The organism is Pseudomonas sp. R3.Fl (genome assembly GCF_023516765.1).
Lineage (GTDB): Bacteria > Pseudomonadota > Gammaproteobacteria > Pseudomonadales > Pseudomonadaceae > Pseudomonas > Pseudomonas citronellolis.
Map to the genome: position 1 here is coordinate 7354890 of NZ_JAMGSO010000001.1, position 21308 is coordinate 7376197.

Consider the following 21308-nt stretch of genomic DNA (forward strand, 5'->3'; position numbering starts at 1 on the left):
CATGCCCTCAGGGCGCCGGATACTGGTCACGGAAGTCTCCCTTGACCTTGCAGGCGTTCTTCGCATCGGTGGCGGCGATGGTCTGCCAGGCCGAGCCGTCCCAGTAGGTCACGGTGCCGCCCTGGAGGATGCCCGGCTGCGGGCCGGTCTCGCCCTTGTGGCGCGATTCCACCACCGATTTCCAGGTGTCGATGATCGCCGCCACGTCGACCGGGTCGTCGATCAGCAGCGGCCGGTTCAGTTCGTTGATGCGCTTGGTCAGGTCGCTGCGCACCGCCGCGCCCTGCAGCGGCGCCGACTTGCGGTAGCCGAGGATCACGGCGTTGGGGAACAGGCTGGTGAATACCGCCACCGCTTCCTTGCAGAGCGTCGCGCAGCTGGTGCTGATCATCAGCTTGACGTTGGTGAAGCCGCCGGCCTTCTCGACGTAGCGCAGGTCGAAGCCGCGCGTCTCGTCGCCGTCGGCGAACAGGCCGGGGGCCTTGTACTGGGCGTACTGGTGGCCGCGGAAGTAGACGATGTCGGTGCGCCCCAGGTCGCCCAGGTCGGCTTTGGCGGTCTTCTTGGCCCGCGACTTGTGGGTGGTGCCCTCGGCGGACAGCTCGAAGGTGTCGGAGGCCAGCGACTCGCTGGCGCCAAGCTTGCCCAGGTGCGTCTTGATGTCCGGGGCGAAGCCCGGGTAGAAGCCGACGTAGCCGCCGAAGGCGGTGCCGGCGGCTTTCCAGGCTTCGTCCGCCTTGTCGGCGCTGAGCGCGCTGGCCAGGGCGCTCTTGACCTCGGCCTGCTGGGCGGCGCTGGCGCAGCGGCGGATCGGCTTGAGCGCGCGGATCAGCTGGAGCAGGTCGCCCTTGGCCGCCAGCTTGGCCTGGGCCTCGACCGCCTTGCGCGCCTTGTCGAAGTCGAACTTGGCGCACAGCGGGTCGGGGGCGGCGGCCTTGGGCTTGTCGGCCGGCTTGCGGCGCAGGCCGGGGCCCTGCTGCAGTACGTGGGTCAGTTCGTGGGCCAGCAACTGGCGGCCTTCGGGGCTTTGCGGGCGGTACTGGCCGGCGGCGAACACCAGGTCGTGGCCGACGGTGTAGGCGCGGGCCTGGACTGCCTGGGCCGAGGCATCGGCCTTGGTATCGGCGTGCACGCGCACCCGGGCGAAGTCGTGGCCGAAGCGCGGCTCGAAGAAGCCCCGGGCCTCGGCGGCCAGGGGCTGGCCCGGTTCGCGCAATACGTCGTGGACGATGCCGGGCGCCTGGCCGGCGCCGGGGCCGGCGGTCGCCGGCTTGCGCGCCAGCGCGCCGCTGGCGGGCGTGACCTTCGCCGGCGGCTCGGCGGCCATGACCTGCTCGGCGACGCGGTCGGCCTCGCGCTCCAGCGGCTCGTCCTGGGCGCCGATCCACAGCTTGGGCTGCAGGGCCGCCTGTTCCTCGCGTTCGCATTCCTCACACTGGCCCTGGGGGCCGGAATCGCCGCCGCAGGCGCACTTGCGCTGCAGCAGCCAGTCAGTGCCGGTGGAGGGCGAGGGCTCGCGCGTGCCGTGGGTGGCGATCATGGCTGCGGCCCCCCATCCTTCGCGCCGCGCGGCGCCTGCGGCCAGAGCCCCTGGGGCCCGTGCACCAGGCTCGCGGCCACGGCCTGACCGAGCCCCTGGGCGCCGGCATCGGCGGCGAGCCGCAGCGGGGCCGGACGGCGTGCGCGCCGCGGCTGCTCCTGCAAGGGCGGCAGGCCGCTGGCGCCGAGCAGGCGCTGGACCTCCTGGCGCAAGGCCGCCGCAAGCGCGTCGGCGTCCGCCGGGTCGATGCCGCGCAGCAGCAGGCGGTCGATGTGCAGCACGATGCGCGTCATACCCAGCCCCTCGTCTCCGCGTCGGAGATCGCCTTGTCGCGCTTCGCCGCTTCCAGGTGCGCCGCCCGCAGCAGCTGCGCCATGCCCACCGCGCCGCCGGCCTCGGCGGCGAGGAAGGCGGCGGCCAGGGCGATGTTGCGGATGCTGCCGCCGGGCACCGCCAGGCGCGCCAGCTTGGCGTAGTCCAGCGCCGCCAGCGGCGTGGCGGCGGGGAACACGCCGCGCCACAGGGCCTCGCGCTGGGCCGCGTCGGGGAAGGGGAAGTGCACCACGAAGCGCAGCCGGCGGGCGAAGGCGCCGTCCAGCGCGGCCTTGTGGTTGGTGGTGAGGATGGCCAGGCCGCGGTAGGCCTCCATGCGCTGCAGCAGGTAGCTGACCTCGATGTTGGCGTAGCGGTCGTGGCTGTCCTTGACCTCGCTGCGCTTGCCGAACAGCGCGTCGGCCTCGTCGAACAGCAGGATGGCGCCCAGTTCCTCGGCGCTGTCGAAGACGCGGCGCAGGTTCTTCTCGGTCTCGCCGATGTACTTGCTGACCACCGCCGACAGGTCGATGCGGTACAGCGCCAGGTCCAGGGCGTTGGCCAGCACCTCGGCGGCGAGGGTCTTGCCGGTGCCGGAGTCGCCCCAGAACAGCGTGGCGGTGCCCAGGCCGCGGCTGCCGCCGTCGGCGAAGCCCCAGTCGTGGTGCACGGTGAGGCGGTGGCGGGTGTGCACGGCGATCTGCCGGAGGGTCTGCAACTGCGCTTCGGGCAGCACCAGGTCATGCCATTGGGCGCGGGCCTCGATGGGCTGGGCCAGCTCGCTCATGGCCCGCGCGTCGCCACGGCAGGCGGCGTGCAGGCGGGCCGGGTCGCTGGCGTCCAGCTGCGCGGCGATGCCGGCGATGCGCCGGGCGCCGAGGCGGTACTGGCCGGCCAGGGCATCGAGGGTCGGGGCCAGGGCGGCGGCCCGTTCGCCCAGGGCTTCGCGCCACAGGCGGCGCTGTTCGGGGACGTCCGGGCGGTCGACGGCGAAGGCTTCGCCGTCCAGTCCGCAGGGCGCGCGGCTGGCCACCAGCAGCAGGCCGTCCAGGCGGGCGACGAAGGGTGCCAGCGGCTTGTCGTCGTCCCGGGCGACGATCAGCAAGGCGCTGCCGAGCAGGGCCGCCTCGCGCTGCCAGAGGGTGGCCAGGGCCGCCTGTTCGTGGGCCGCGGCGGGGATGTCGGCGGCGCGCAGCTGGTACAGCGTCACGCCCAGGCGCCGGGCGATGTCGGCGGCGACGTCCTGCTGGCCGAGGGCGTCGTCGCCGTGCAGGAGGATCGGCGGCAGGCGGCCGTGGCTGCGCTGCAGGCGCTCGATGGCCGCGGCGACCACGGCCGCGTGGGCGTGGCTCATCAGTCCGGCGCCCGGCACTGCCTGCAGCAGTGGTTGCAGGCGCGGGTCGAGGTAGTTGAGGCCGCCGAGGAAGTGCAGCACGCGCTCGTCGATGCGCAGGCGCCCGGCGGTCAGCCCGGCGTGTTCGTCGACTTCCAGCAGGCGCCAGCGGCGCAGCGGCTCCGGCGGCGCCAGGGCGCTCCAGTGCGTCGCCGGCAGCGCCGCCAGGGCCAGGCCGAAGGTGGCCCAGGGCCGCGCCGGCTGGCCGCTGGCCTGGGCGCACAGCTGGGCCAGGCGGGCGTCCATCTCCACGCCGGCGGCGAGCAATAACAAGTCGCGCTCGAAGGCGCTCAGTTCGAACAGCCGCGCCAGGCTGTCGATGGCCGCCGGCTCCTCCATCGCCGCGCGCAGGTCGGCCAGCCGGGCCTGGGCCTCGTCCGCCTCGCCGTCGCCGAGCAGGGCGCGCAGGCGGGCGAACTCGGCCACCAGCAGGCGCTGGTTGGCGGCGGTCCAGTCCGGGGCGGCGGGCGCGTTCATGTGAGGGTCAGCCTCTGGTCGAGGAAGCGCGGCGGCGTCTGGGCGTAGTCGACGATGGGGCTGTCGATGCCGTCGATGCGCAGGCGCACCAGGTGTTCGCCGGCCTCGGCGTTGTCGATCAGGAAGTCGAGGCTGGCGGTGGGCGCGGCGAAGGCTTGCGGCGCCACTTCGCGCTGGCCGAGCAGCAGGCTGGCGCGCTGGCCGGGGCGCAGCTCGGGGGTGAAGGCGATGTTCAGCAGCACGCTGCCGTCGCCGTCGCGGGCCAGGTCCTGCGGCAGGTTGGTGATTTCCGGGGCCAGGGTGAAGGCCAACTGGTTGCTCTCCCGCGGTTGGCTTTCGCCGGGGCGCACCAGGCGCGCGCAGGCGGCGTAGACGCCGACCGGGAAGTCAGCGGCGCGCGCGCTGGGGATCAGCAGGCCGAGGCTGTTGCCGAGGTTGGCGCCGCTGGCCGGGAGAATCTCGTCCAGTTCGAAGCGCGGGTTGCCCAGGCGCACCTCGCGGGCCGCGCCGTCCAGGTGGTGGCCGCGCAGTTCGATGGTATGGCCCAGGCGCGCCACCGGCTGGGCGTCGGCCGGCAGTATCGCTTCCAGGGTCGGCAGCGCCGGGGCCAGGCCGGGGGCGACCAGCACGCCGCGCTCGCGGCCGCTGTCCACGTCGACCTCGCCGCGGCTGAGCACCGGCAGCGGCACGCGGGTGGGGCGCTCGGCCTCGATCAGCACCACCGACACCAGGTAGGCGGCGCTGGGGCGGAAGCTGGACTGGGTGGCGGCCCAGAGCTTGGCGCTTTCCTCGGTGTTCAGCGCCTGCGGGGTGATGCGCAGCTGTTCCACCTGGTCGGCCAGGCCGCATTCGGCGAGGCGTTGCAGCGCCGCGGGAAGGACCAGGCCGAGGTCCGGCGAGGGGGTGAGCGCGGTGCGGATCATCTCGCGGGTGAGCACCGGGAATTCGTGCATCAGTTGCATGGCGTAGCCGAGGAGGATTTCGCCGTGCAGGTCGCCGCCGCTGTAGGCGGAGAGGAGGTAGTGCAGGTCCAGCGCCAGCGGCGGGTTGCCCAGGCGCTGGCGGCCGTCGGCGCTGTGGCCGGGCAGGCCCTGGCTGCGCCAGGCGGCGTTGGGCGTGACCTGGTAGAGGAACAGGTTGAGCTGGCTGGCCTCGGTGCCGTCGGCCGGCACCACGCGGTCCGGCGGCAGCACGCTGACGGTCACGGTGGTGCCCAGGGTGCCGGCGACGTTGTGGTTGACCAGTCCGTCGTTGAGGCGGTCGCGCAGCACGGCGGTGACGCCGGCGATGGCCAGGGCGCTGCTCATGGCCGGTCTCCGTTGCGCCGCGCCAGGTAGTCGTCCAGCGACAGCGGCGGCGGGCCCTTGCGCGCCTCGCGGCGGGCGGGCGCGGCTTCCTGGATGGCGGTGACTTCGATGCGGCCGATATGGATGTGTACCTCGTCGGGTTGCCGTGACGTGGGCTCGGCCTGGGTCGGCGCAACCCTGGGCTGGGGCGCGGTCGCTGGCGCCATGGGGGCGAGCAGCGGCGGCAGGCGCGGGGTGGCGGGCGAGGGCGGTGTTGCATCGGCCCTTGCCGGGGCTTCGTGGCGGGGTACTGCCGGGTGGCTTCCCGTGGGCGGTGCAGCCGTTTCCTGCACGGGGACGCCTGGGTTGTTCTGCACCTGGACGAACAGATTCAGCGGCTGCTCGGCCAGCAGTGGCGCGGGTGGCGTGGGCTCCTGTGCGGGCGATTGCTCTTCGGCCTGAGTTGTTGGAGCCGGTGGCATTTCACCCGGTATCTCCGGCCCGGCCGCGCGTGGCTGTATTGGCGGCACGGCAGGTGCGAGCGCGACGACCGAAGGCACAGGCCGCTCCATGAGGCTGGGTAGCGCTGCGTCGGGCAATGCCGCCGGCAACACCGACTCGCTGCTTTCCAGCCGCTCGGGCGCCGGCTGGAACGGCAGGCGCGCCGGCGCGTGCAGGGTGACGCCGCGCTGGCCGCCGGCCTGGGCGGCGAGGCGGCGCAGCAGCCCGCTCATGGCGCCACCCGCGCGAGGTAGGCGGCGCGGCGCGCATCGCCCAGGGCGAGGATCTGCGCTTCGCTCCAACCATAGGCCCGGGCCAGCAGGTGGATTTCGTCGAGCAACTGTTGCGCGCTGCCGTCGATTTCCTCCCACAGGTAGGCGGCGACGTCTAGGCTGGCCTCGCCCTCCGCGCCACACGCCGGGCAGCGGTAGGCCAGGGCCAGGTCGGCCCAGGGATCGGCCGCCTCCAGCGCGGCTTCCAGGGCTTCGCGCAGTTCGCCCAGGGCCTGTTCGTCCCGTGGCAGCGCCGTGGCGTCTTCCGCGCAGGCCAGCAGTAGTTGATTGGCGGCGTGTTCGGCGTCGGCCAGGCCAGCGATGGCGGCCAGGTCGCGGCTGGCCGGGCAGCGGAAGCGCAGGCCCTGCACCTCGACCTGTTCCGGCGGCGCCTGCAGCGGCGGCAACTGCGCCGGCTCCAGTTCGAAGGTCAGGCGTTCGCCACAGCCGGGGCAGTCCAGCCACAGCGGCAGGCGGTTGCCGAAGGTCTCGCGGCGCAGGCGCATCAGCGCGGCGTTGCAGGCGCCCAGGGGCGCGTCGGCGAGGCTTTCCGGCGCACGTTCCGGGGCGGCCTGGGCGAACAGCAGCAGGGCGCGGTCCAGCGGGTGGCGCCGCGCGCCCTGTTCCCAGAGCGCCAGCAGCTGCGCGCAGCTCAGCGCGGCCATGGCCTCAGGCCGGCTCGTTGTAGCTGGGTTCGGTCGGCTCGGTCACGTCGTAGTCGCGTTCCCAGCCTTCGTTCTCCAGCTTGAGGGTCTGGATGGCCACCGCGTTGGCGTTGGCGTCCAGGTCCGGCAGCGCCTGGTATTCCGAGACCCAGCAGCGGAACACCTTGTAGGCCAGGGCGAGCTGGCCGGCCTCGTTGTACACCTCGATGATCAGGTCCTTGCGGAAGTCCTTCAGCGACACTTCCGCGCCAAGGCCGGCGCCGAAGTTCCAGACCTTGTTGGCCCAGCGCTCGAACTCGGTGTCGTGGGTCACCCCGCGCTCCAGGGTGATGGCCTCGAACTTGGTGCGCCCGGGCGACTTGCGCGAGGTGGACGGATCGCCGCCCTCGCGGTGCTCGACCAGTTCGGTGCTGCGCTTCAGGGCACCCACCTTGCTGATGCCGGCGACGTAGCGGCCGTCCCACTTCACGCGGAATTTGAAGTTCTTGTACGGATCGAAACGCTGGGCGTTGACGCTGAACTGTGCCATGGAAGGTTCCTCCCTAGACGGCGACCTGGCCGGCCATCTGCTGCAGCTTGATGACCACGAACTCGGCGGGCTTGAGCGGGGCGAAGCCGACGTGGATGTTCACCACGCCGCGGTTGATGTCGCTCTGGGTGGTGGTCTCGCGGTCGCACTTGACGAAGTACGCCTCGCGCGGGCTGCTGCCCTGGAAGGCGCCCTGGCGGAACAGGTCCTGCATGAAGGCGCCGACGTTGAGGCGGATCTGCGCCCACAGCGGCTCGTCGTTGGGCTCGAACACCACCCACTGGGTGCCGCGGAACAGGCTTTCCTCGAGGAACAGCGCCAGGCGCCGCACCGGCAGGTATTTCCATTCCGATGCCAGCAGGTCGGCCCCGGCCAGGGTGCGCGAGCCCCACACCAGGTGGCCGGCCACCGGGAAGCTGCGCAGGCAGTTCAGGCCCAGGGGGTTGAGCACGCCGTTCTGCCGGTCGGTCATGGTGTAGGTCAGGGCCTGCACGCCGGAGAAGGATGCCGCCAGGCCCGCCGGCGCCTTCCACACGCCGCGCTGCACGTCGGTGCGGGCGATGATCCCGGCCACCGCGCCGCAGGGGGCGAAGTCGGCCGCGCGGTTCTCCGCCAGCGGGTCGGCCAGGCGCAGGCGCGGGTAGTAGGCCGCGGCGTTGATGGCGTCGTCGTTGCCGACGCTGGCGCGCAGGGCGTTGACCCCGGTTTCCGCATCGCCGATGGCGCTGCCCGGGTTGGCCGTCCAGTCCGCCGGCGCGTCGATGATCAGCACCGCGCGGCGTTCCTGGCAGTAGCCGGCGGCGGTGGCCCAGGTGGCGGGGTCGAGGTCGGCCTCGCGGGTCAGCGGCGGGATGCACAGCAGGTTGAACAGGTCGGCCGCTTCCAGGGCGTAGATGCCGCTGCGCAGGTCCTGGTCGCCGGTGATGTCGCCGTCGTCGAGGTCGCCGCCGTCGTCGCCCAGGGTGCCGGCGGCGGTGGCGGTGCCATCCTCGTTGGCCACGGCGACGGTGGCGTCGGTCGGGCTTTCGGTGGTCGGCGCCGAGGTGAGCACGCGGACCAGCGCCGACTGTTCCTTGAGCAGGGTATCGACGAAGCGCGGGCTCAGCGGGTCCACCGAGACGTTGCGGAACACTTCCGAGGCCAGCGTGGTGGTGCCGCCGGGGCGGTCCAGTTCCTCCACCAGCAGGTTGAACAGCAGGGTGTCGGTCGTGTCGCGGGTGGCGTGGTCCACCGTCGCCCGCAGGCGGTTGCCCCAGGCGCCGGGGCTGGCGGCGGCGAGCACCAGGCTGCCGCCGGCGGTGGCCAGGGTGAGGGTGGCGGTGTCGTCGTCGAGGTCGCCGTTGAACACCCGGACGATCAGCGCGTCGCTGCCGCCGTGCTGGAAGAACTGCATGACCGCGTAGCCCAGGGTGCTGGGCTGCCACAGGCCGCCGAACAGCCGGCTGTACTCGGCGAAGCCCTGCACGCGCACCGGGCGGTTCACCGGGCCGCGCAGGGCCCGGCCGACGAAGGCGGTGATGGAGGTGGCGACGCCGGTGATGCTGCGCACGCCGCTGGGTACTTCTTCGATGTAGACGCCGGGATAGGTGAGGTTGGACGGCATGAGCGGAACTCCTCAGCAATCACTCTGAAGTCCGGTCTCGGCGGAACGGCGGCGGACCGGGTATGGAACTACTCGGTGCACAGGGGACGATGCGGACTGCAGGACAGCACGCGATCGGGAAGACGGGCATCGATGCCCGGCGTGGCAGGAAGGGGAGATGGGGGATCGCGTCCTTGCTGCGAGGTCAGGCCTTGATGCGGGACTGCGGGAACCCGATTGCCCAGACGGGCCGAAGGTCTGTTGACCACCATAGTTCAGCGCCAGGGGGGCGCAATGGTGTCACCGTACTGGCCAATGCACGGTCGGGATACTGGCGAAAAAATGGCAGTCGGGCTGGGAAGCGCAGCGGCCGTGGCTGCCGCCGGCAGGGCCGCAAAGGCGCGTGGCTGGCGCCGCAGCGACGAACGGTAGAGGGCAGGGCCCGCGGCCGGCGCCGCGGGCCCCGGGCATCAGAGGATGCTCAGCGGGTACTCGATGAAGGCGCGCACCTCGTTGAGGTCCGGGCCGACGTCGTTGTCCGCGCGGTAGATGGAGTTGCGCAGCTTGAACGACAGGTCCTTGGCCGGGCCGCTCTGGATCACGTACTTGACCTGGTTGAACAGCTCGCGCTCGGTGCCGTCGGAATCGCCGCCGGTGTCGATGTTGTCGCCGCGCACGTAGGCGATCTTGTAGGTCAGCCCGGGCACGCCGTAGCCGCCGAAGTCCAGCTCGTAGCTGGCTTGCCAGGAACGTTCGTCCTTGAGGTTGAAGTCGGCGTAGTAGGAGTTGGCCAGGTAGATGGTGCCGCCGCCGTCGCCGTAGTCGTAGGCGTAGCCGGCATCGCCGCTGCTGCGCTGGTGGGCGAGGATGAAGGCGTGCGGGCCGACGCTGTACTTGGCCGCCAGGCTCCAGATGGTGTTGCGGTCGTTGTCGCCGTCGCCGCCGAAGTCCAAGGCGGCCTGGGAGCCGTCGTCGTACTTGGTGCGGTAGATGTTGAAATCGAAGTTCAGCGCCTGCTCGGCGGCCAGCGGCAGGGTGTAGTTGAGGTTGGCGTAGGTCTTGGCGAAGACGTCGCGCACGTCGCTGTGGTAGAGCGCCACGCTGAGGTCGTCGGTGACCGCGTAGCTGCCGCCGTAGAGGTAGATCTCGTCCAGGTGGTTGGGGTCGCGCGCCGGGCTGCCCATGGGGCTGTCGGCGGTGAACTTGCCGACGTTCAGCTGCAGGCCCTTGATCTCCTCGCCGCTCAGCAGCACGCCGGTGAAGGATTGCGGCAGCATGCGCGAGTCGTCGCGGGAGAGCACCGGCAGGTCGGGGAACTGGTTGCCGTACTTGATCACGGTGTTGGAGAAGCGCAGCTTCACCGCGCCGCCGGCCTCGGACAGGCTGTCCACCGGCTTGCCGTCGTCGTGCTCGTTGAAGATGCCGGTGTAGTTGCGTCCGCGGCCGCTGTCGAGCTTGACGCCGAGCAGACCGTAGGCGTCGACGCCGAAGCCCACGGTGCCCTGGGTGAAGCCGGACTCGAAGGTGCCGATGAAGCCCTGGCCCCAGACCTTGGCGTCGTTGGTGTGGTCCTTGTAGTCGCGGTTCCAGTAGACGTTGCGCAGCAGCAGGTCGAGCCTGGCGTCCTCGATGAATCCCTTCGACTCGTCCTGGGCGCTGGCCTGGGCCAGCTGGGCGCCCGCGGCCATCACGGCGAAGGCCAGCGCGTGGCGTTTCATGATCCTCATGGATATAGCTCCTTTGGTTTCCAACTTTCAGGTTTTAGCAGTTTTTCGTGCTATCACCAGTGACCGGGTTGTCATTCGTCGGAAATTTCCTACGGCTGGAGGCCGCGTGCTAGAGCCTGGCGCTGTGGATTTCGTGATGGCGATCTAGTGGCGTTTACCTGGCGGAAGGGGCGCGAGGCCCCTTCCGCGGGGCGGTTCAGTAGCTGAAGAAGCCCTGGCCGCTCTTGCGGCCCAGGCGGCCGGCCGCGACCATTTCCTTGAGCAGCGGGGCGGGGCGGTACTTGGAGTCGTCGAAGCCGTCGTAGAGCACCTGCATGATCGCCAGCAGGGTGTCCAGGCCGATCAGGTCGGCCAGGGCCAGCGGGCCGATCGGGTGGTTGCAGCCCAGCTGCATGCCGGCGTCGATGTCGGCGGCGCTGGCCAGGCCTTCCTGGAGCACGAAGATGGCCTCGTTGATCATCGGCACCAGGATGCGGTTGACCGCGAAGCCCGGGGCGTTCTTCACGCTCACCGCGGTCTTGCCGACCAGGCCGGCGAAGGCCATGGCGCGGGCGTGGGTCTCGTCGGCGGTCTGCAGGCCGCGGATCACTTCCAGCAGGCCCATCACCGGCACCGGGTTGAAGAAGTGCAGGCCGATGAAGCGCTGCGGGTTGCGCACCACCACCGCCAGCTGGGTGATGGAGATGGACGAGGTGTTGCTGGCGATCACGCAGTCGGGGCCGACCAGCTCGTCGACCTGGCGCAGGATGCGCAGCTTGAGTTCGAGGTTCTCGGTGGCGGCCTCGATCACCAGGTCGGCGTCCTTCAGCGCGGCATAGTCGGTGCCGCCCTGGATGCGCGCGAGGATGCCCGGCTTGTCGGCGGCGGCCAGCTTGTCCTTCTTGATGAGGCGTTCGAGGTTGCCGTCGATGGTCTTCAGGCCGCGTTCGACGGCGGCGTCGGAGACATCGACCATCGCCACCTGCAGCCCGGCGGCGGCGCACACCTGGGCGATGCCGTTGCCCATGGTGCCGGCGCCGATCACGCCGATCTTGCGGATGGGGGAGTCTTGGGTGCTCATTTCTTGTCAGTCCTCTCTGGAATCGAAGCGGGAAGCCCGCGGGCGCCGGCGGCGACGATAGCGCAGGCGCCGGCTGACGGCGAGCCTCCGGTGACGTTGGGGGCCGGCAGCTGTGACTTTGCCGAGGGCATATGCGCCATTTCGTGGCCGGATAGTCTGTGTGGGTGGGGCGGAGGGGGAGTGTTTGACGCAGTATTGTCGGGAGTTGCGGATGGGGAGGGGAGCGGAGTACAGGGTTGGCAGAGGTGTGTGTGCGGAGTCCGTTGCCCTCACCCCAGCCCTCTCCCGGAGGGAGAGGGGGTCGTTCGGTGTGGGTGGATAACGCAGTGTCAGCTGGCAGGTTCGTAGGGCGTATAACCGTTCGCGGTTATACGCCGCTGGCCGTGCTACCGGAGCGTTCGGTGGGGCCGGTGAATCCAATCGCGGACAAAGTCCGCTCCTACGCCCGTGCTTCCTGGAAGCGTAGGAGCGGACTCCGTCCGCGATTGGTTTGACTAGACGGATGAGGGGGCAGGGAGCTTCGTGAATGCGCTTCACGCCAGACGGTTCCCTCTCACGCTTGCGGGGAGGGTTAGGGAGGGGGAGCGGAGTCAGGGTTGGCAGAGGTGTGGGGGCGGAGTCCGCAACCCTCTCCCCAGCCCTCTTCCTGAAGGGAGAGGGGGCTGTCCTGAGTGAAGGGAGAATCCTGAGTCATCCTGATACTCCTCACTATCCTCGTCATTCCCGCGAACGCGGGACGCGGCTCCATCGCGAACAGCGCTTGCGCTGGCCCGAAGGGGAATAACCCAGTGACTGGCGGGTTCGCGAGCAAGCTCGCTCCTACGAAGAGCAAAAGCACGCTCGCTCTTGCTCTGGCTTTTGGGGCTTCCAGAGAAACATCTGCGCACTCCGAAACGCCCCTTCAGAAGGCCGAGCGAAACCCCCGCTCAGGAGGTCATGCGACATGGATGTCGCGAGAGCCCCGCGGGCTACAGGGACGTACCCTCGGGGCGGGCCTCCGTGGCGGGGGAGTTCGTGAGGGTAGCCCGGCTTCATCGGGCCCGTATGCGGGGCAAGCCTTTTTGGTTCCTTTTGTGGCGTTTGACAAAAGGGACTCGCCCGAGGGGGCGAAACGAGAGACATCAACACACTCGGAGCGGCGCGTCACACCCAAACAAGACGTCTCTGGGTTATTCCCCTTCGGGCCAGCGCAAGCGCTGTTCGCGATGGAGCCGCGTCCCGCGTTCGCGGGAATGACGGGGGTTAAGTTGAGTGCAAAGGACCAACGCCCACAAACGACCCCATACACTCCACCCCACATGACCAAAACACCAACCCAGGCAACCCCATGAAACCCGACCGCATCCCCCTGAACTACCCCTGCGGCCCCGCCCCGGACCCCGGCGCCAGCCGCGAGATCGCCCCGGGCGTGCACTGGCTGCGCATGCCCCTGCCGCTGAGCCTCGACCACATCAACCTGTGGGCCGTGGAAGACGGCGACGGCTGGGCACTGTTCGACACCGGCATGCACACCCAGGCCACCCTCGACGCCTGGCGCGCGCTGCTGGCCCCCGGCGGCGCGCTGGGCGGGCGGCGGCCGACGCGGCTGTTCGTCACCCACATGCACCCGGACCACGTCGGCCTGGCCGGCTGGCTCACCCGCGAGTACGGCTGCGAACTCTGGATGACCTTCGGCGAGTACATGAACTGCCGCGTGCTGGCCGCCGACAGCGGCCGCGAGGCGCCGCCGGAGGGCGTGCGCTTCTACCGCCGCGCCGGCTGGGACGAGGCGGCCATCGCCCACTACCGGGCGCGCTTCGGCGGCTTCGGCAAGTTCATCTGGCCGTTGCCGGAAAGCTACCGGCGCCTGCGCGACGGCGAGCGCATCCGCATCGGTGCGCACGACTGGCGGGTGGTGGTGGGTTCCGGACATTCACCCGAGCACGCCAGCTTCCATTGCCCCGACCTGCGCCTGCTGGTCGCCGGCGATCAGGTGCTGCCGCGCATCTCGCCGAACGTCTCGGTGTTCCCCACGGAGCCTGCGGCCGACCCGCTGGGCCAGTGGCTGGAGTCCCTGGCCAAGGTGCGCCGCGAGGTGCCCGACGACGTGCTGGTGCTGCCTGCCCACAACGAACCCTTCCAGCCCCTGCACGCGCGCCTGGAGCACCTGGAGCGCGGCCACCAGCGGGGCCTGGAACGCCTGCAGGAACTACTGGGCGAAGGCCCGAAGCGCGCCATCGACCTGTTCGGCGCGCTCTTCGCCCGACGCATCGACCAGGACCTGCTGGCCCTGGCCACCGGCGAATGCCTGGCCAACCTCAACTACCTGGTGCAGCGCGGCCGGGTGACGGCCAGCGAGGATGGGCAGGGCGTGGCCTGGTACCGCCTGGCCTGAGGCGGGCTCAGACCCACACGTCGTTGGGCGCGGTGCGCTCGCCGCCCTGGTCGCCGGTGTTGAGCACGCCGCGCGGCTCGATCAGCAGCACCTGCACCTCCTGCGCGGCGAAGGGCTTGTGCTCCACGCCGCGGGGCACCACGTACATCTCCCCGGCGCGCAGTTGCACGGCGCCGTCGTGGAAGTCGATGCGCAGCTCGCCGTCGAGCACGATGAAGGTCTCGTCGGTGTCGGCGTGGCTGTGCCAGACGAACTCGCCTTCCAGCTTCACCAGCTTGAACTGGTAGTCGTTCATCTCGGCCACCACCCGCGGCTGCCACTGCTCGTGGATGGCCGCCAGCTTGGCGGCGAGGTTGACCGGCTGGTAGGGGCGTGGGGATGTTTGCGGCATGTTTCAGCTCCTGGATCATCGAGTGGCCAGGGTAGGGCGCCCAGGGCGCGAGCGTCTTGCATATTCCTGCTCATGGGTGCGGTGCCGGGGCGGATTTTCCGCCTAAGGAAATCCCCAATGCCTACGGGAGCCTACCCCCATGCCGAGGCCGTTTCCCCGTATGGTCCGCCCCGGGGCCCATCCCCTAAGGTGCCCCTGGCCCCGTCCCTTCGAGGGCGAGGGCGCCTTGCAGCGACACGCCTGCCCATAACGACAAGAGACCTCGCCATGAACCCTTCCTCCTCGTGCCGCGCCCCGCGCACGGCTCCAGCCGCCATCGACGCCTGCGCGGCGCGCCCGGTGCGCAAGCGCTACGCCTACGAGTGGTACGTCGTCAGCCTGTGCATGGTGGCGTACATCTTCTCCTTCGTGGACCGGCAGATCCTGGCGCTGATGATCGAGCCCATCAAGGCCGACCTGCAGCTCAGCGACACCCAGTTCAGCCTGCTGCACGGGCTGGCCTTCTCGCTGTTCTACGCGGTGATGGGCTGGCCCATCGCCTACCTGGCCGACCGTTTCTCGCGGCCGCGGATCATCGCCGTCGGCGTGGTCTTCTGGAGCCTGGCCACCGCCGCCTGCGGGCTGTCGAAGAACTTCCTGCAGATGTTCCTGGCGCGCATCGGCGTCGGCGTGGGCGAGGCGGCGCTGTCGCCGGCGGCCTACTCGATGTTCAGCGACCTGTTCCCGAGGGAGAAGCTGGGCCGCGCGGTGGGCATCTACTCCATCGGCTCCTTCCTCGGCGGCGGCCTGGCCTTCCTGGTCGGCGGCTACGTCATCGACCTGCTCAAGGACACCCACGCGCTGGTGCTGCCGGTGCTGGGCGAGGTCAAGGCCTGGCAGCTGACCTTCTTCATCGTCGGCCTGCCCGGGGTGCTGGTGGGCCTGCTGATCTGGCTGACCGTGCGCGACCCGCAGCGCCAGGGCCTGAGCCGCGACGCCAGCGGCCAGGCCAAGGCCGTGGCGCCGGGCGACGGCGTGCGCTTCCTCGGCCGCCACCGGCTGACCTTCACCTGCCTGTACCTGGGCTTCTCCTGCTACGCCATGGCCCTGTACGCCATGCTCAGCTGGACCCCGGCGCTGTACATGCGCAAGCACGGCCTGGATCCGGTGAGCACCGGCTACACCCTGGGCGTGGTACTGCTGCTGGCCAATACCGCCGGCGTGTACTGCGGCGGCTGGCTGACCGACCTGCTGGCCCGCCGCGGCCACGGCGACGCGGCCATGCGCACGGGCGTGATCGGCGCTATCGGCATGCTCGTGCCGGTGGCCCTGTTTGCCGTGGTCGAACCGCTGTGGCTGTCCCTGGCGCTGCTGGTGCCGGCGATGTTCTTCGCCTCCTTCCCCCTGCCGACCTCCACCACGGCCATGCAGAACCTGGCGCCGAACCAGGTGCGCGCGCAGGTCTCGGCGATCTTCCTGCTGGTCAGCAACCTGCTGGCGGTGGGCCTGGGCACCACCCTGGTGGCGCTGATCACCGACCGGGTGTTCGGCGACCCGGCGGCGGTGGGGACGTCGATCGCCATCGTTTCCGCGGTGGCTACGTTGCTGACCATAGGGCTGTTGTGGAAGGGTTGCGGCAGTTATCGCGCAAGCCTGGTGCGGGAACAGGCGGAGCGTGCCTGAGCGGACTCCGTCCGCGCTTCGTGCCACAGGGAATGGCGTGGGTGGGGCCGCGTAGGAGCGGATCTTATCCGCGAACCGCGCCGGTGGTTCCGGCTATCGCGGACAAGGTCCGCTCCTACGGGGACATGCCGTGCCTCCCGGAAACCTGTAGGAGCGGGCCCTGCCCGCGAAATCGCGCGCAGGGCGCGCTCCTACAGGGGAATGGCGTGGGTGGATTCATCCGCGCTACGCCGGCACCACTTCCCGGCCCGGCAGGAAGCGTCCGAAGCCGCGTTCCTTGCCCAGTTCCTCGGCGAAGCCAGCCTCCCGCCGGTACGCTACGCGCCCATTGATCACCGTGGCCTCCACCGCCGCATCGTTGCGCTTCACCAGGCGCACCAGCCCGAGGTTTTCCATGGGCGCTTCGCTCACTTCGTCCAGCTCGTCGGTCAGCCCCTCGGGGTTGACGATCACCAGGTCGGCGCGGTCGCCCACGCGCAGGTAGCCGGCGTCCAGCCCGGCGAAGTCGGCCAGTTCGCCGGTCAGACGCTGCACCGCGCGGCCGACGTCCATGAACGGTTGGCCGGCCAGTTCGGCGTCGCGCACGTACTTGAGCAGGCGCAGCGGGAAGTTGTACTGGGCGTGGGACGCCAGGTGCGCGCCGGAGTCGGCGAAGCCCGGCTGCGTCCAGGGGCTGGCCAGCAGCCTGGCCATCACCTGCGGGCGGTGGTTGCCGTAGCAGGTGGTCCACTTCAGCGCGTTGCGGTACTGGCTGGCCAGGTCGAAGAAGGCGTCCACCGCATCCTTGCCCTGCTGCTGGCCGATATCCTCGAAGTTGCGCCCGATCAGGCTGGCGTTCGGGCATTCGCGCACCCAGCAGTCGGAGAGGCGGCGGTGCCACAGGCCCAGGCTGAGGGTGGCCTTGATGTCCTTGCGGAAGCGCTTGCGGAAGGCCGGGTCCTGGATGCGCGCGTAGAGTTCTTCCGGGTCCTTGATGTCGCGGAGGATTTCGCCGGCGCCGAACTCCTCGAAGCCGTTCATGTTCAGCCCCTCGATGCGCACGTTGAACGGCGCCGGCAGCGTCTGCCAGCGGAAGCGCCCGCGCAGCACGCGGTTGGCCAGCCAGCCGGAGGCGCGGGTGATGCGGTGCATGAAGGGCTGCGACTTGAGGTCCAGGGCGGTGAGCATGCTGCACTTGAGCGGCCGGCGGAACCAGCCGTGGGCCTGCCAGAGGAAGGCGAACACGTTGATCTTGGTCACCGCGTTGGGCGCGCCCTGCATCAGCGCGCCGCGCCGGCGCAGCACCGCGAACAGGCGGGAGAACTCCTTCCAGCTGGCGAAGGTGGAGGGCAGCGGGCTGGACCAGGCGCGCTCGCCGTCCATCTTGTCCAGCCGCGTGGTCATCACCGAGAGGCCGAAGCAGCCGGCGTCCAGCGCTTCGTTGAGCAGTTGTTCCATGCGCTGCAGCTCCGCCTCGGTGGGTTTGGCGCCGCTGGTGGCGCGCTGCAGGCCCATCACCGCCACGCGCAGCTCGGAATGGCCGAGGAACGAGCACAGGTTCGGCCCCAGCGGCAGTTGCTCGTAGAAGGCGCGGTAGCCGGCGGCGTCGCGCCAGGTGCGTTTCTCCCGCAGGATCGGCAGCACCACCTCGCGCGGCACCGCCTCGACGCGGGTGAACAGGTCGGAGCAGTCCTCCGCCTCGCCCAGCACCATGCTGATCGAGCAGGAGCCCAGGGCCACCGTGGTCACGCCGTGGCGCACCGATTCCTTCAGCGCCGGCGCGGCTATCACCTCGGCGTCGTAGTGCGAGTGGATTTCCAGGAAGCCCGGGGTCACCCACTTGCCGGCGGCGTCGAGCACCTGCGGGCAGCCGCTCTCGTCCAGCGGCGAGGCGCTGAGGGTGTCGAGGCGCCCGGCGCGGATGCCCAGGTGGCGCAGCGCGCCGGGGGCGCCGCTGCCGTCGAAGTAGAGGCCGTTCTTGACGATGATGTCGTAGCTCACAGGAGGCTCCAGGGAGACAGCAGCAGGACCCCGCTGACCAGTAGCAGGAGGTGGATGGCCAGGCGGAAGTAGCGTTCCGGGCAGCGCCGGTGCAGGTGCTCGCCCAGCCACAGGCCCAGCGGCAGCAGCGGCGCGTAGGCCAGCACCTGGGGCAGCGCCGGGCGCAGCCGGCCGTCGAGCAGGAAGGCCAGGGTGAGCAGGCCGTTGAGGCTGAACCAGACGCACACCAGGGTGGCGCGCAGGCGCGACTTGTCCAGCTGCTGGCCGGCCAGGGCGTAGACCAGCAGCGGCCCGCCGGAGGCGAACAGGCCCTGGCAGACGCCGGCGGCGCCGGTGGCCAGGCGCATCGCCCAGGCCGGCACCTGGCCCCTGGGCGTGCCCTTGGCGCTGCGCTGCAGCTCGCGGACGGCGAACCACAGGATGAGCAGGCCGAGGCCGCGCTTGAGCAGTTGCGGGTCCAGCCAGGGCAGCAGCAGGTAGCCGGCCACCATGCCCAGCAGCATGCCCGGCAGCAAGGTGGCCAGCAGCAGCCGCCACTGCACCAGGCGCCGGTGACGCCAGGCCAGGTAGCTGGTCAGGCCGACGTTCAGCGGCACCAGCACCGTCAGCAGTTGTTCGATGGGCAGCAGCAGGGCGCCGAGGGACAGCGCCAGCACCACGCTGCCGAAGCCGGTGACCGCTTCCAGGGTGTAGGCCAGCAGGATGAAGCTGCCCAGGGCCGGCGCCACGTAGCTCATGGTAGCCTCGCCGCGAGCTTGGGCAGCGGCGCGCGCCGCGACCAGAACAGCGCCAGGCCCAGCCCGGTGAGCAGTTGCCAGCAGCCCCAGAAGGCGGCGATCAGCAGCATGCCGCCGGCCTCGGGGAAGAAGGTGAGGATCAGCGCCATGCCCAGCGCCGAATTGTGGATGCCGCTTTCCAGCGTCACCGCGCGCACGTCGGCCTCGCCCAGCCGGCAGGCCCGCGCGCACAGGTAGCCCAGGCCCAGGGCCGCGCCGTTGAGCAGCGCCACCAGCCAGAAGAACAGGTGGAAGTAGGCGACGAACTGCGCGTAGTTCTTGATGAAGGCCATCACCACGAAGGCCGCCAGCACCAGCAGCGAGAACACCCGCATGGGCTTCTCCAGGCGCCGCGCCAGCTGCGGGCGACGCCGGCCCAGGGCCATGCCGGCGAGCATCGGCGCCACCAGCACCAGCAGCACCGTGGCTAGCAGTTCCAGCGGGTCGATGCGGATCTGCGTGAGCAGCGCGCGGGTATCCGGCGCTAGGCTTGCGTAGAGGGCGAAGTTGAACGGCGTGAAGAACCCGGCGGACAGCCCGGACACCGCGGTGACGCTGGCCGACACCGCGACGTTGCCGCGCGCGAGCCAGGTCATGACGTTGGAGAAGCTGCCGCTGGGGCAGGTGGCCACCAGCAGCATGCCCAGCGCCAGCTGCGGGTCGATCGGCAGCAGGTTGGCCAGCAGGCAGGCGCTGGCCGGCAGCAGCAGGAACTGGATGAGCATGCCGATCAGCGGCGCCTTGGGCGCGCGGACGATGCGGGCGAAGTCCTCGCGGCGCAGTTCCAGGGAGACGCCGAACATCATCAGCGCGATGATCGCGTTCAGGGCCAGCATCGAGGCGCCGGCGAATTCCAGGTGGACGGTGGGCATCAGCGCGCCTCCCTAAGGGGCGCGGGGCACGGTTTGCAAGGCATGCGCGGCTCGTTTGTGTTTCTCGTTGTAATGGGCAAGGATACCCGCCCCGTGCCGCGCTTTGATGGCTCAATCAGGACTTTTTCCGGTTATTTCGGGACCATGCCCAACACCCCCTCGATCACCGTGCATTACGCCCAGGGCATCCTCCAGGCCGCTGCGCGCCTGGGCCTGCAACTGCCCGCCGAACTGCGCGAGCTGGGCCGCGAGGCGCGCATCCCGCTGGCGCGCCAGGACGAGCTGTGGGAGGGCCTGTGCGCCGCCAGCGCCGACCCGCTGCTGGGCCTGCGCCTGGGCAGCGCCCTGCAGGTCGGCCACCTGGACATGGTCGGCGCCCTGCTGATGAGCTGCGAGACCTTCGGCGAAGCCCTGGAGGCGCTGCTGGAGTACTACCCGATCATCGCCGAGGGCAGCGAGTTCGCCCTGCGCCGCGAGGCCGGCGGCGTGGCCCTGGTCTATCGCCCCAGCTACATCGTGCGCCGCGAGGCGCGGGTGGAGGCGGTGCTGGCCAGCCTGGTGCGGCTGAGCGCCTGGATCACCGGCGAGCGCGTGCGCCCGCGGGCAGTGCGAATCGGCCATCCAGCCCGTGGCGAAGCGGGCAGTTACCGCGAACTGCTGGGCCTGTTGCCTGTTTTCGATGCCGACGAGGATGGCCTGCTGTTCGCCGAAAACGACCTGCAAGTGCCGCTGATCCAGGCCAATGCGCCCATGCGCGAGCACCTGCGCCAACTCGCCGACGCCCAGTTGCAGCGCCTGGGCGCGCAGAGCCTGGCGGCGCAGGTGCAGGGCCTGCTGCGTGAACACCCGCAGTGGGGCAAGGATCGCATCGCCGAACGCCTGGGCCTCAGCGGCCGGCACCTGAACCGGCGCCTGGCCGAGGAGGGCAGCAGCTTCAAGCTGTTGCGCGAGCGGGTGCTGCACGCCATGGCCGAGCAGTTGTTGCAGGGCCCCGCGCGGCTGGCGGAAGTGGCCGAGCGCCTGGGCTTCTCCGACGAAAGCGCCTTCGCCAAGGCCTTCCGCCGCTGGAGCGGCATGACCCCCGGGCAGTTCCGCCAGGGCGCGGACTGACTCAGGCGTGGGCCGCCATTGCGCGCAGGCGCTCGCCAGCCACCACGATCTTGCGCTGGCGATGGCGGCCCTGGCCGGGGTTGAAGGTCTGCAGTTCGATGCGCTTGCGGAAGCAGTCCACCTGGTCCTCCTGCAGGGGTTGGCCTTCGGCGGTCAGCAGGTCGCGGCGGATGCGTTCGATGAAGCTGTTCAGGCGCGCCGGGTCGCGCCATTCGCTGGCCGGAATCGCCCAGGTGGTCAGCAGGCGCCGGCTCTGGTTGTCGCGCAGCCTCAGCAGCAGGCCGCCGTCCGGGCGTTGCTGGAGGTCGACGCGGTAGTCGCTGAATTGTTCGCCGAGCAGTTGCGGGGCCTGGTTGCGATCGTTGTGCATGACGCTCTCCCTTGAATATCCGTGAAGCCGATGGGAGAGCCGTTGCAGCATGCGTTCCAGCTTCGCTTGAAAATTTTCTCTTTTTGAATCAGTCAGTTAGTCGATGGCGACAGAGGCATATCCGTGCATTTCGCACGATTGCACGAAGCCTGCACGGCAGAATGCAAGCTCAGTGCTGCTCGTCGATCACGCCTTCCTGGTGGGCGGCGGAGAGGTGCGGCTCCTGGCCGCTGTCGACCGGGTCCAGTTCCACCAGCTCCTCCAGTTCGTCGGCTTCCCTGGTCACCACCGGGTCGGGGTGCGGGGTATCCACGGGGCTTTTCATAGGGGCACTCCTGCAATGGGCATCACGGCCCTTACCTTTGCTCGGACCGCACGCAGGCGGACGCGTGCGATCCATTTCATGCGCACAGTGTCGCGCGAAAACCC

19 protein-coding genes are annotated in these 21308 nt (G+C 70.2%); 3 read left to right on the top strand and 16 right to left on the bottom strand.

The features are described 5' to 3' along the window. Positions 1–7 precede the first annotated feature (7 nt). The 10 genes from M8R19_RS32400 to M8R19_RS32445 all read right to left on the bottom strand — a co-directional run bounded on the left by M8R19_RS32400 (position 8) and on the right by M8R19_RS32445 (position 11344). Entirely contained in the window at positions 8–1540 is a 1533-nt protein-coding gene (locus tag M8R19_RS32400; RefSeq protein WP_249920050.1) for an eCIS core domain-containing protein, read from the bottom strand. After that, positions 1537–1833, bottom strand: a complete 297-nt coding sequence (locus M8R19_RS32405) for a hypothetical protein (protein ID WP_249920051.1) — start codon at positions 1831–1833, stop codon at positions 1537–1539. The genes M8R19_RS32400 and M8R19_RS32405 overlap by 4 nt, the downstream gene beginning before the upstream one ends. Continuing rightward, a complete protein-coding gene (locus tag M8R19_RS33280; RefSeq protein WP_283939530.1) occupies positions 1830–3722 on the bottom strand; it encodes an ATP-binding protein in 1893 nt (630 codons plus the stop codon). The genes M8R19_RS32405 and M8R19_RS33280 overlap by 4 nt, the downstream gene beginning before the upstream one ends. Further along, complete coding sequence (locus M8R19_RS32415) at positions 3719–5029, bottom strand: Pvc16 family protein (RefSeq protein ID WP_249920052.1); 1311 nt, start codon at positions 5027–5029, stop codon at positions 3719–3721. The genes M8R19_RS33280 and M8R19_RS32415 overlap by 4 nt, the downstream gene beginning before the upstream one ends. Next, on the bottom strand, positions 5026–5742 hold the full coding sequence (locus M8R19_RS32420) for a hypothetical protein (RefSeq protein ID WP_249920053.1): 717 nt from the start codon (positions 5740–5742) through the stop codon (positions 5026–5028). The genes M8R19_RS32415 and M8R19_RS32420 overlap by 4 nt, the downstream gene beginning before the upstream one ends. Next, positions 5739–6446 carry a hypothetical protein gene (locus tag M8R19_RS32425; RefSeq protein ID WP_249920054.1) on the bottom strand — a complete coding sequence of 236 codons (708 nt, stop codon included), beginning with the start codon at positions 6444–6446 and terminating at the stop codon, positions 5739–5741. The genes M8R19_RS32420 and M8R19_RS32425 overlap by 4 nt, the downstream gene beginning before the upstream one ends. Positions 6447–6450: 4 nt before the next feature. Beyond that, positions 6451–6975 (bottom strand): phage tail protein, encoded by a 525-nt coding sequence (locus M8R19_RS32430; RefSeq protein ID WP_074980862.1) that lies wholly within the window; start codon positions 6973–6975, stop codon positions 6451–6453. 13 nt (positions 6976–6988) lie between these two features. After that, positions 6989–8578 (bottom strand): phage tail sheath family protein, encoded by a 1590-nt coding sequence (locus M8R19_RS32435; RefSeq protein WP_249920055.1) that lies wholly within the window; start codon positions 8576–8578, stop codon positions 6989–6991. Positions 8579–9027: 449 nt separating this feature from the next. After that, on the bottom strand, positions 9028–10284 hold the full coding sequence (locus M8R19_RS32440) for an OprD family porin (RefSeq protein WP_135499779.1): 1257 nt from the start codon (positions 10282–10284) through the stop codon (positions 9028–9030). Between the two features lie 196 nt (positions 10285–10480). After that, on the bottom strand, positions 10481–11344 hold the full coding sequence (locus M8R19_RS32445; protein ID WP_074980860.1) for a 3-hydroxybutyryl-CoA dehydrogenase: 864 nt from the start codon (positions 11342–11344) through the stop codon (positions 10481–10483). A gap of 1327 nt (positions 11345–12671) precedes the next feature. On the opposite strand from M8R19_RS32445, the gene M8R19_RS33285 reads away from it, so the two are divergent. Further along, the gene (locus M8R19_RS33285; RefSeq protein ID WP_253393137.1) at positions 12672–13718 is read left to right on the top strand and encodes an MBL fold metallo-hydrolase; all 1047 of its coding nucleotides are present in this window, start codon (positions 12672–12674) and stop codon (positions 13716–13718) included. Between the two features lie 7 nt (positions 13719–13725). Here the strand turns inward: M8R19_RS33285 and M8R19_RS32460 are convergent, their stop codons facing one another. Further along, positions 13726–14109: a cupin domain-containing protein gene (locus tag M8R19_RS32460; protein ID WP_116424475.1), complete on the bottom strand. Its 384-nt coding sequence runs from the start codon at positions 14107–14109 to the stop codon at positions 13726–13728. Between the two features lie 267 nt (positions 14110–14376). Here M8R19_RS32460 and M8R19_RS32465 point away from each other — a divergent pair, with 267 nt between their 5' ends. Then, on the top strand, positions 14377–15771 hold the full coding sequence (locus tag M8R19_RS32465) for a spinster family MFS transporter (RefSeq protein ID WP_249920056.1): 1395 nt from the start codon (positions 14377–14379) through the stop codon (positions 15769–15771). Between the two features lie 225 nt (positions 15772–15996). On the opposite strand, the gene M8R19_RS32470 is transcribed toward M8R19_RS32465, so the two are convergent. The 3 genes from M8R19_RS32470 to M8R19_RS32480 are packed head-to-tail and all read right to left on the bottom strand — an operon-like array spanning position 15997 to position 19399. Further along, positions 15997–17751, bottom strand: coding sequence for an N-acyl-D-amino-acid deacylase family protein (locus tag M8R19_RS32470; RefSeq protein WP_249920057.1), 1755 nt, complete (start codon positions 17749–17751; stop codon positions 15997–15999). Beyond that, on the bottom strand, positions 17748–18488 hold the full coding sequence (locus M8R19_RS32475; RefSeq protein ID WP_249920058.1) for a sulfite exporter TauE/SafE family protein: 741 nt from the start codon (positions 18486–18488) through the stop codon (positions 17748–17750). The genes M8R19_RS32470 and M8R19_RS32475 overlap by 4 nt, the downstream gene beginning before the upstream one ends. Next, positions 18485–19399, bottom strand: coding sequence for a bile acid:sodium symporter family protein (locus M8R19_RS32480; RefSeq protein ID WP_249920059.1), 915 nt, complete (start codon positions 19397–19399; stop codon positions 18485–18487). The genes M8R19_RS32475 and M8R19_RS32480 overlap by 4 nt, the downstream gene beginning before the upstream one ends. A 144-nt stretch (positions 19400–19543) precedes the next feature. Between M8R19_RS32480 and M8R19_RS32485 the strand changes: the two genes are divergently transcribed. Then, positions 19544–20509 carry an AraC family transcriptional regulator gene (locus tag M8R19_RS32485; RefSeq protein ID WP_249920060.1) on the top strand — a complete coding sequence of 322 codons (966 nt, stop codon included), beginning with the start codon at positions 19544–19546 and terminating at the stop codon, positions 20507–20509. A gap of 1 nt (position 20510) precedes the next feature. On the opposite strand, the gene M8R19_RS32490 is transcribed toward M8R19_RS32485, so the two are convergent. Both M8R19_RS32490 and M8R19_RS32495 read right to left on the bottom strand, forming a co-directional pair. Beyond that, a complete protein-coding gene (locus M8R19_RS32490; protein WP_249920061.1) occupies positions 20511–20879 on the bottom strand; it encodes a DUF3509 domain-containing protein in 369 nt (122 codons plus the stop codon). 169 nt (positions 20880–21048) lie between these two features. Continuing rightward, a complete protein-coding gene (locus M8R19_RS32495; RefSeq protein WP_009621884.1) occupies positions 21049–21204 on the bottom strand; it encodes a hypothetical protein in 156 nt (51 codons plus the stop codon). Between the last annotated feature and the right edge of the window lie 104 nt (positions 21205–21308).

Bases quoted from the DNA above. Each gene is read 5' to 3' on its own strand.
- M8R19_RS32465 (WP_249920056.1), top strand. From the start codon at position 14,377: ATGAACCCTTCCTCCTCGTGCCGCGCCCCGCGCACGGCTCCAGCCGCC.
- M8R19_RS33285 (WP_253393137.1), top strand. From the start codon at position 12,672: ATGAAACCCGACCGCATCCCCCTGAACTACCCCTGCGGCCCCGCCCCG.
- M8R19_RS32420 (WP_249920053.1), bottom strand. From the start codon at position 5,742: ATGAGCGGGCTGCTGCGCCGCCTCGCCGCCCAGGCCGGCGGCCAGCGC.
- M8R19_RS32435 (WP_249920055.1), bottom strand. From the start codon at position 8,578: ATGCCGTCCAACCTCACCTATCCCGGCGTCTACATCGAAGAAGTACCC.
- M8R19_RS32490 (WP_249920061.1), bottom strand. From the start codon at position 20,879: ATGCACAACGATCGCAACCAGGCCCCGCAACTGCTCGGCGAACAATTC.
- M8R19_RS32485 (WP_249920060.1), top strand. From the start codon at position 19,544: ATGCCCAACACCCCCTCGATCACCGTGCATTACGCCCAGGGCATCCTC.
- M8R19_RS32405 (WP_249920051.1), bottom strand. From the start codon at position 1,833: ATGACGCGCATCGTGCTGCACATCGACCGCCTGCTGCTGCGCGGCATC.
- M8R19_RS32415 (WP_249920052.1), bottom strand. From the start codon at position 5,029: ATGAGCAGCGCCCTGGCCATCGCCGGCGTCACCGCCGTGCTGCGCGAC.
- M8R19_RS32475 (WP_249920058.1), bottom strand. From the start codon at position 18,488: ATGAGCTACGTGGCGCCGGCCCTGGGCAGCTTCATCCTGCTGGCCTAC.
- M8R19_RS32460 (WP_116424475.1), bottom strand. From the start codon at position 14,109: ATGCCGCAAACATCCCCACGCCCCTACCAGCCGGTCAACCTCGCCGCC.
- M8R19_RS32445 (WP_074980860.1), bottom strand. From the start codon at position 11,344: ATGAGCACCCAAGACTCCCCCATCCGCAAGATCGGCGTGATCGGCGCC.
- M8R19_RS32495 (WP_009621884.1), bottom strand. From the start codon at position 21,204: ATGAAAAGCCCCGTGGATACCCCGCACCCCGACCCGGTGGTGACCAGG.
- M8R19_RS32440 (WP_135499779.1), bottom strand. From the start codon at position 10,284: ATGAGGATCATGAAACGCCACGCGCTGGCCTTCGCCGTGATGGCCGCG.
- M8R19_RS32480 (WP_249920059.1), bottom strand. From the start codon at position 19,399: ATGCCCACCGTCCACCTGGAATTCGCCGGCGCCTCGATGCTGGCCCTG.
- M8R19_RS32425 (WP_249920054.1), bottom strand. From the start codon at position 6,446: ATGGCCGCGCTGAGCTGCGCGCAGCTGCTGGCGCTCTGGGAACAGGGC.
- M8R19_RS32400 (WP_249920050.1), bottom strand. From the start codon at position 1,540: ATGATCGCCACCCACGGCACGCGCGAGCCCTCGCCCTCCACCGGCACT.
- M8R19_RS32430 (WP_074980862.1), bottom strand. From the start codon at position 6,975: ATGGCACAGTTCAGCGTCAACGCCCAGCGTTTCGATCCGTACAAGAAC.
- M8R19_RS33280 (WP_283939530.1), bottom strand. From the start codon at position 3,722: ATGAACGCGCCCGCCGCCCCGGACTGGACCGCCGCCAACCAGCGCCTG.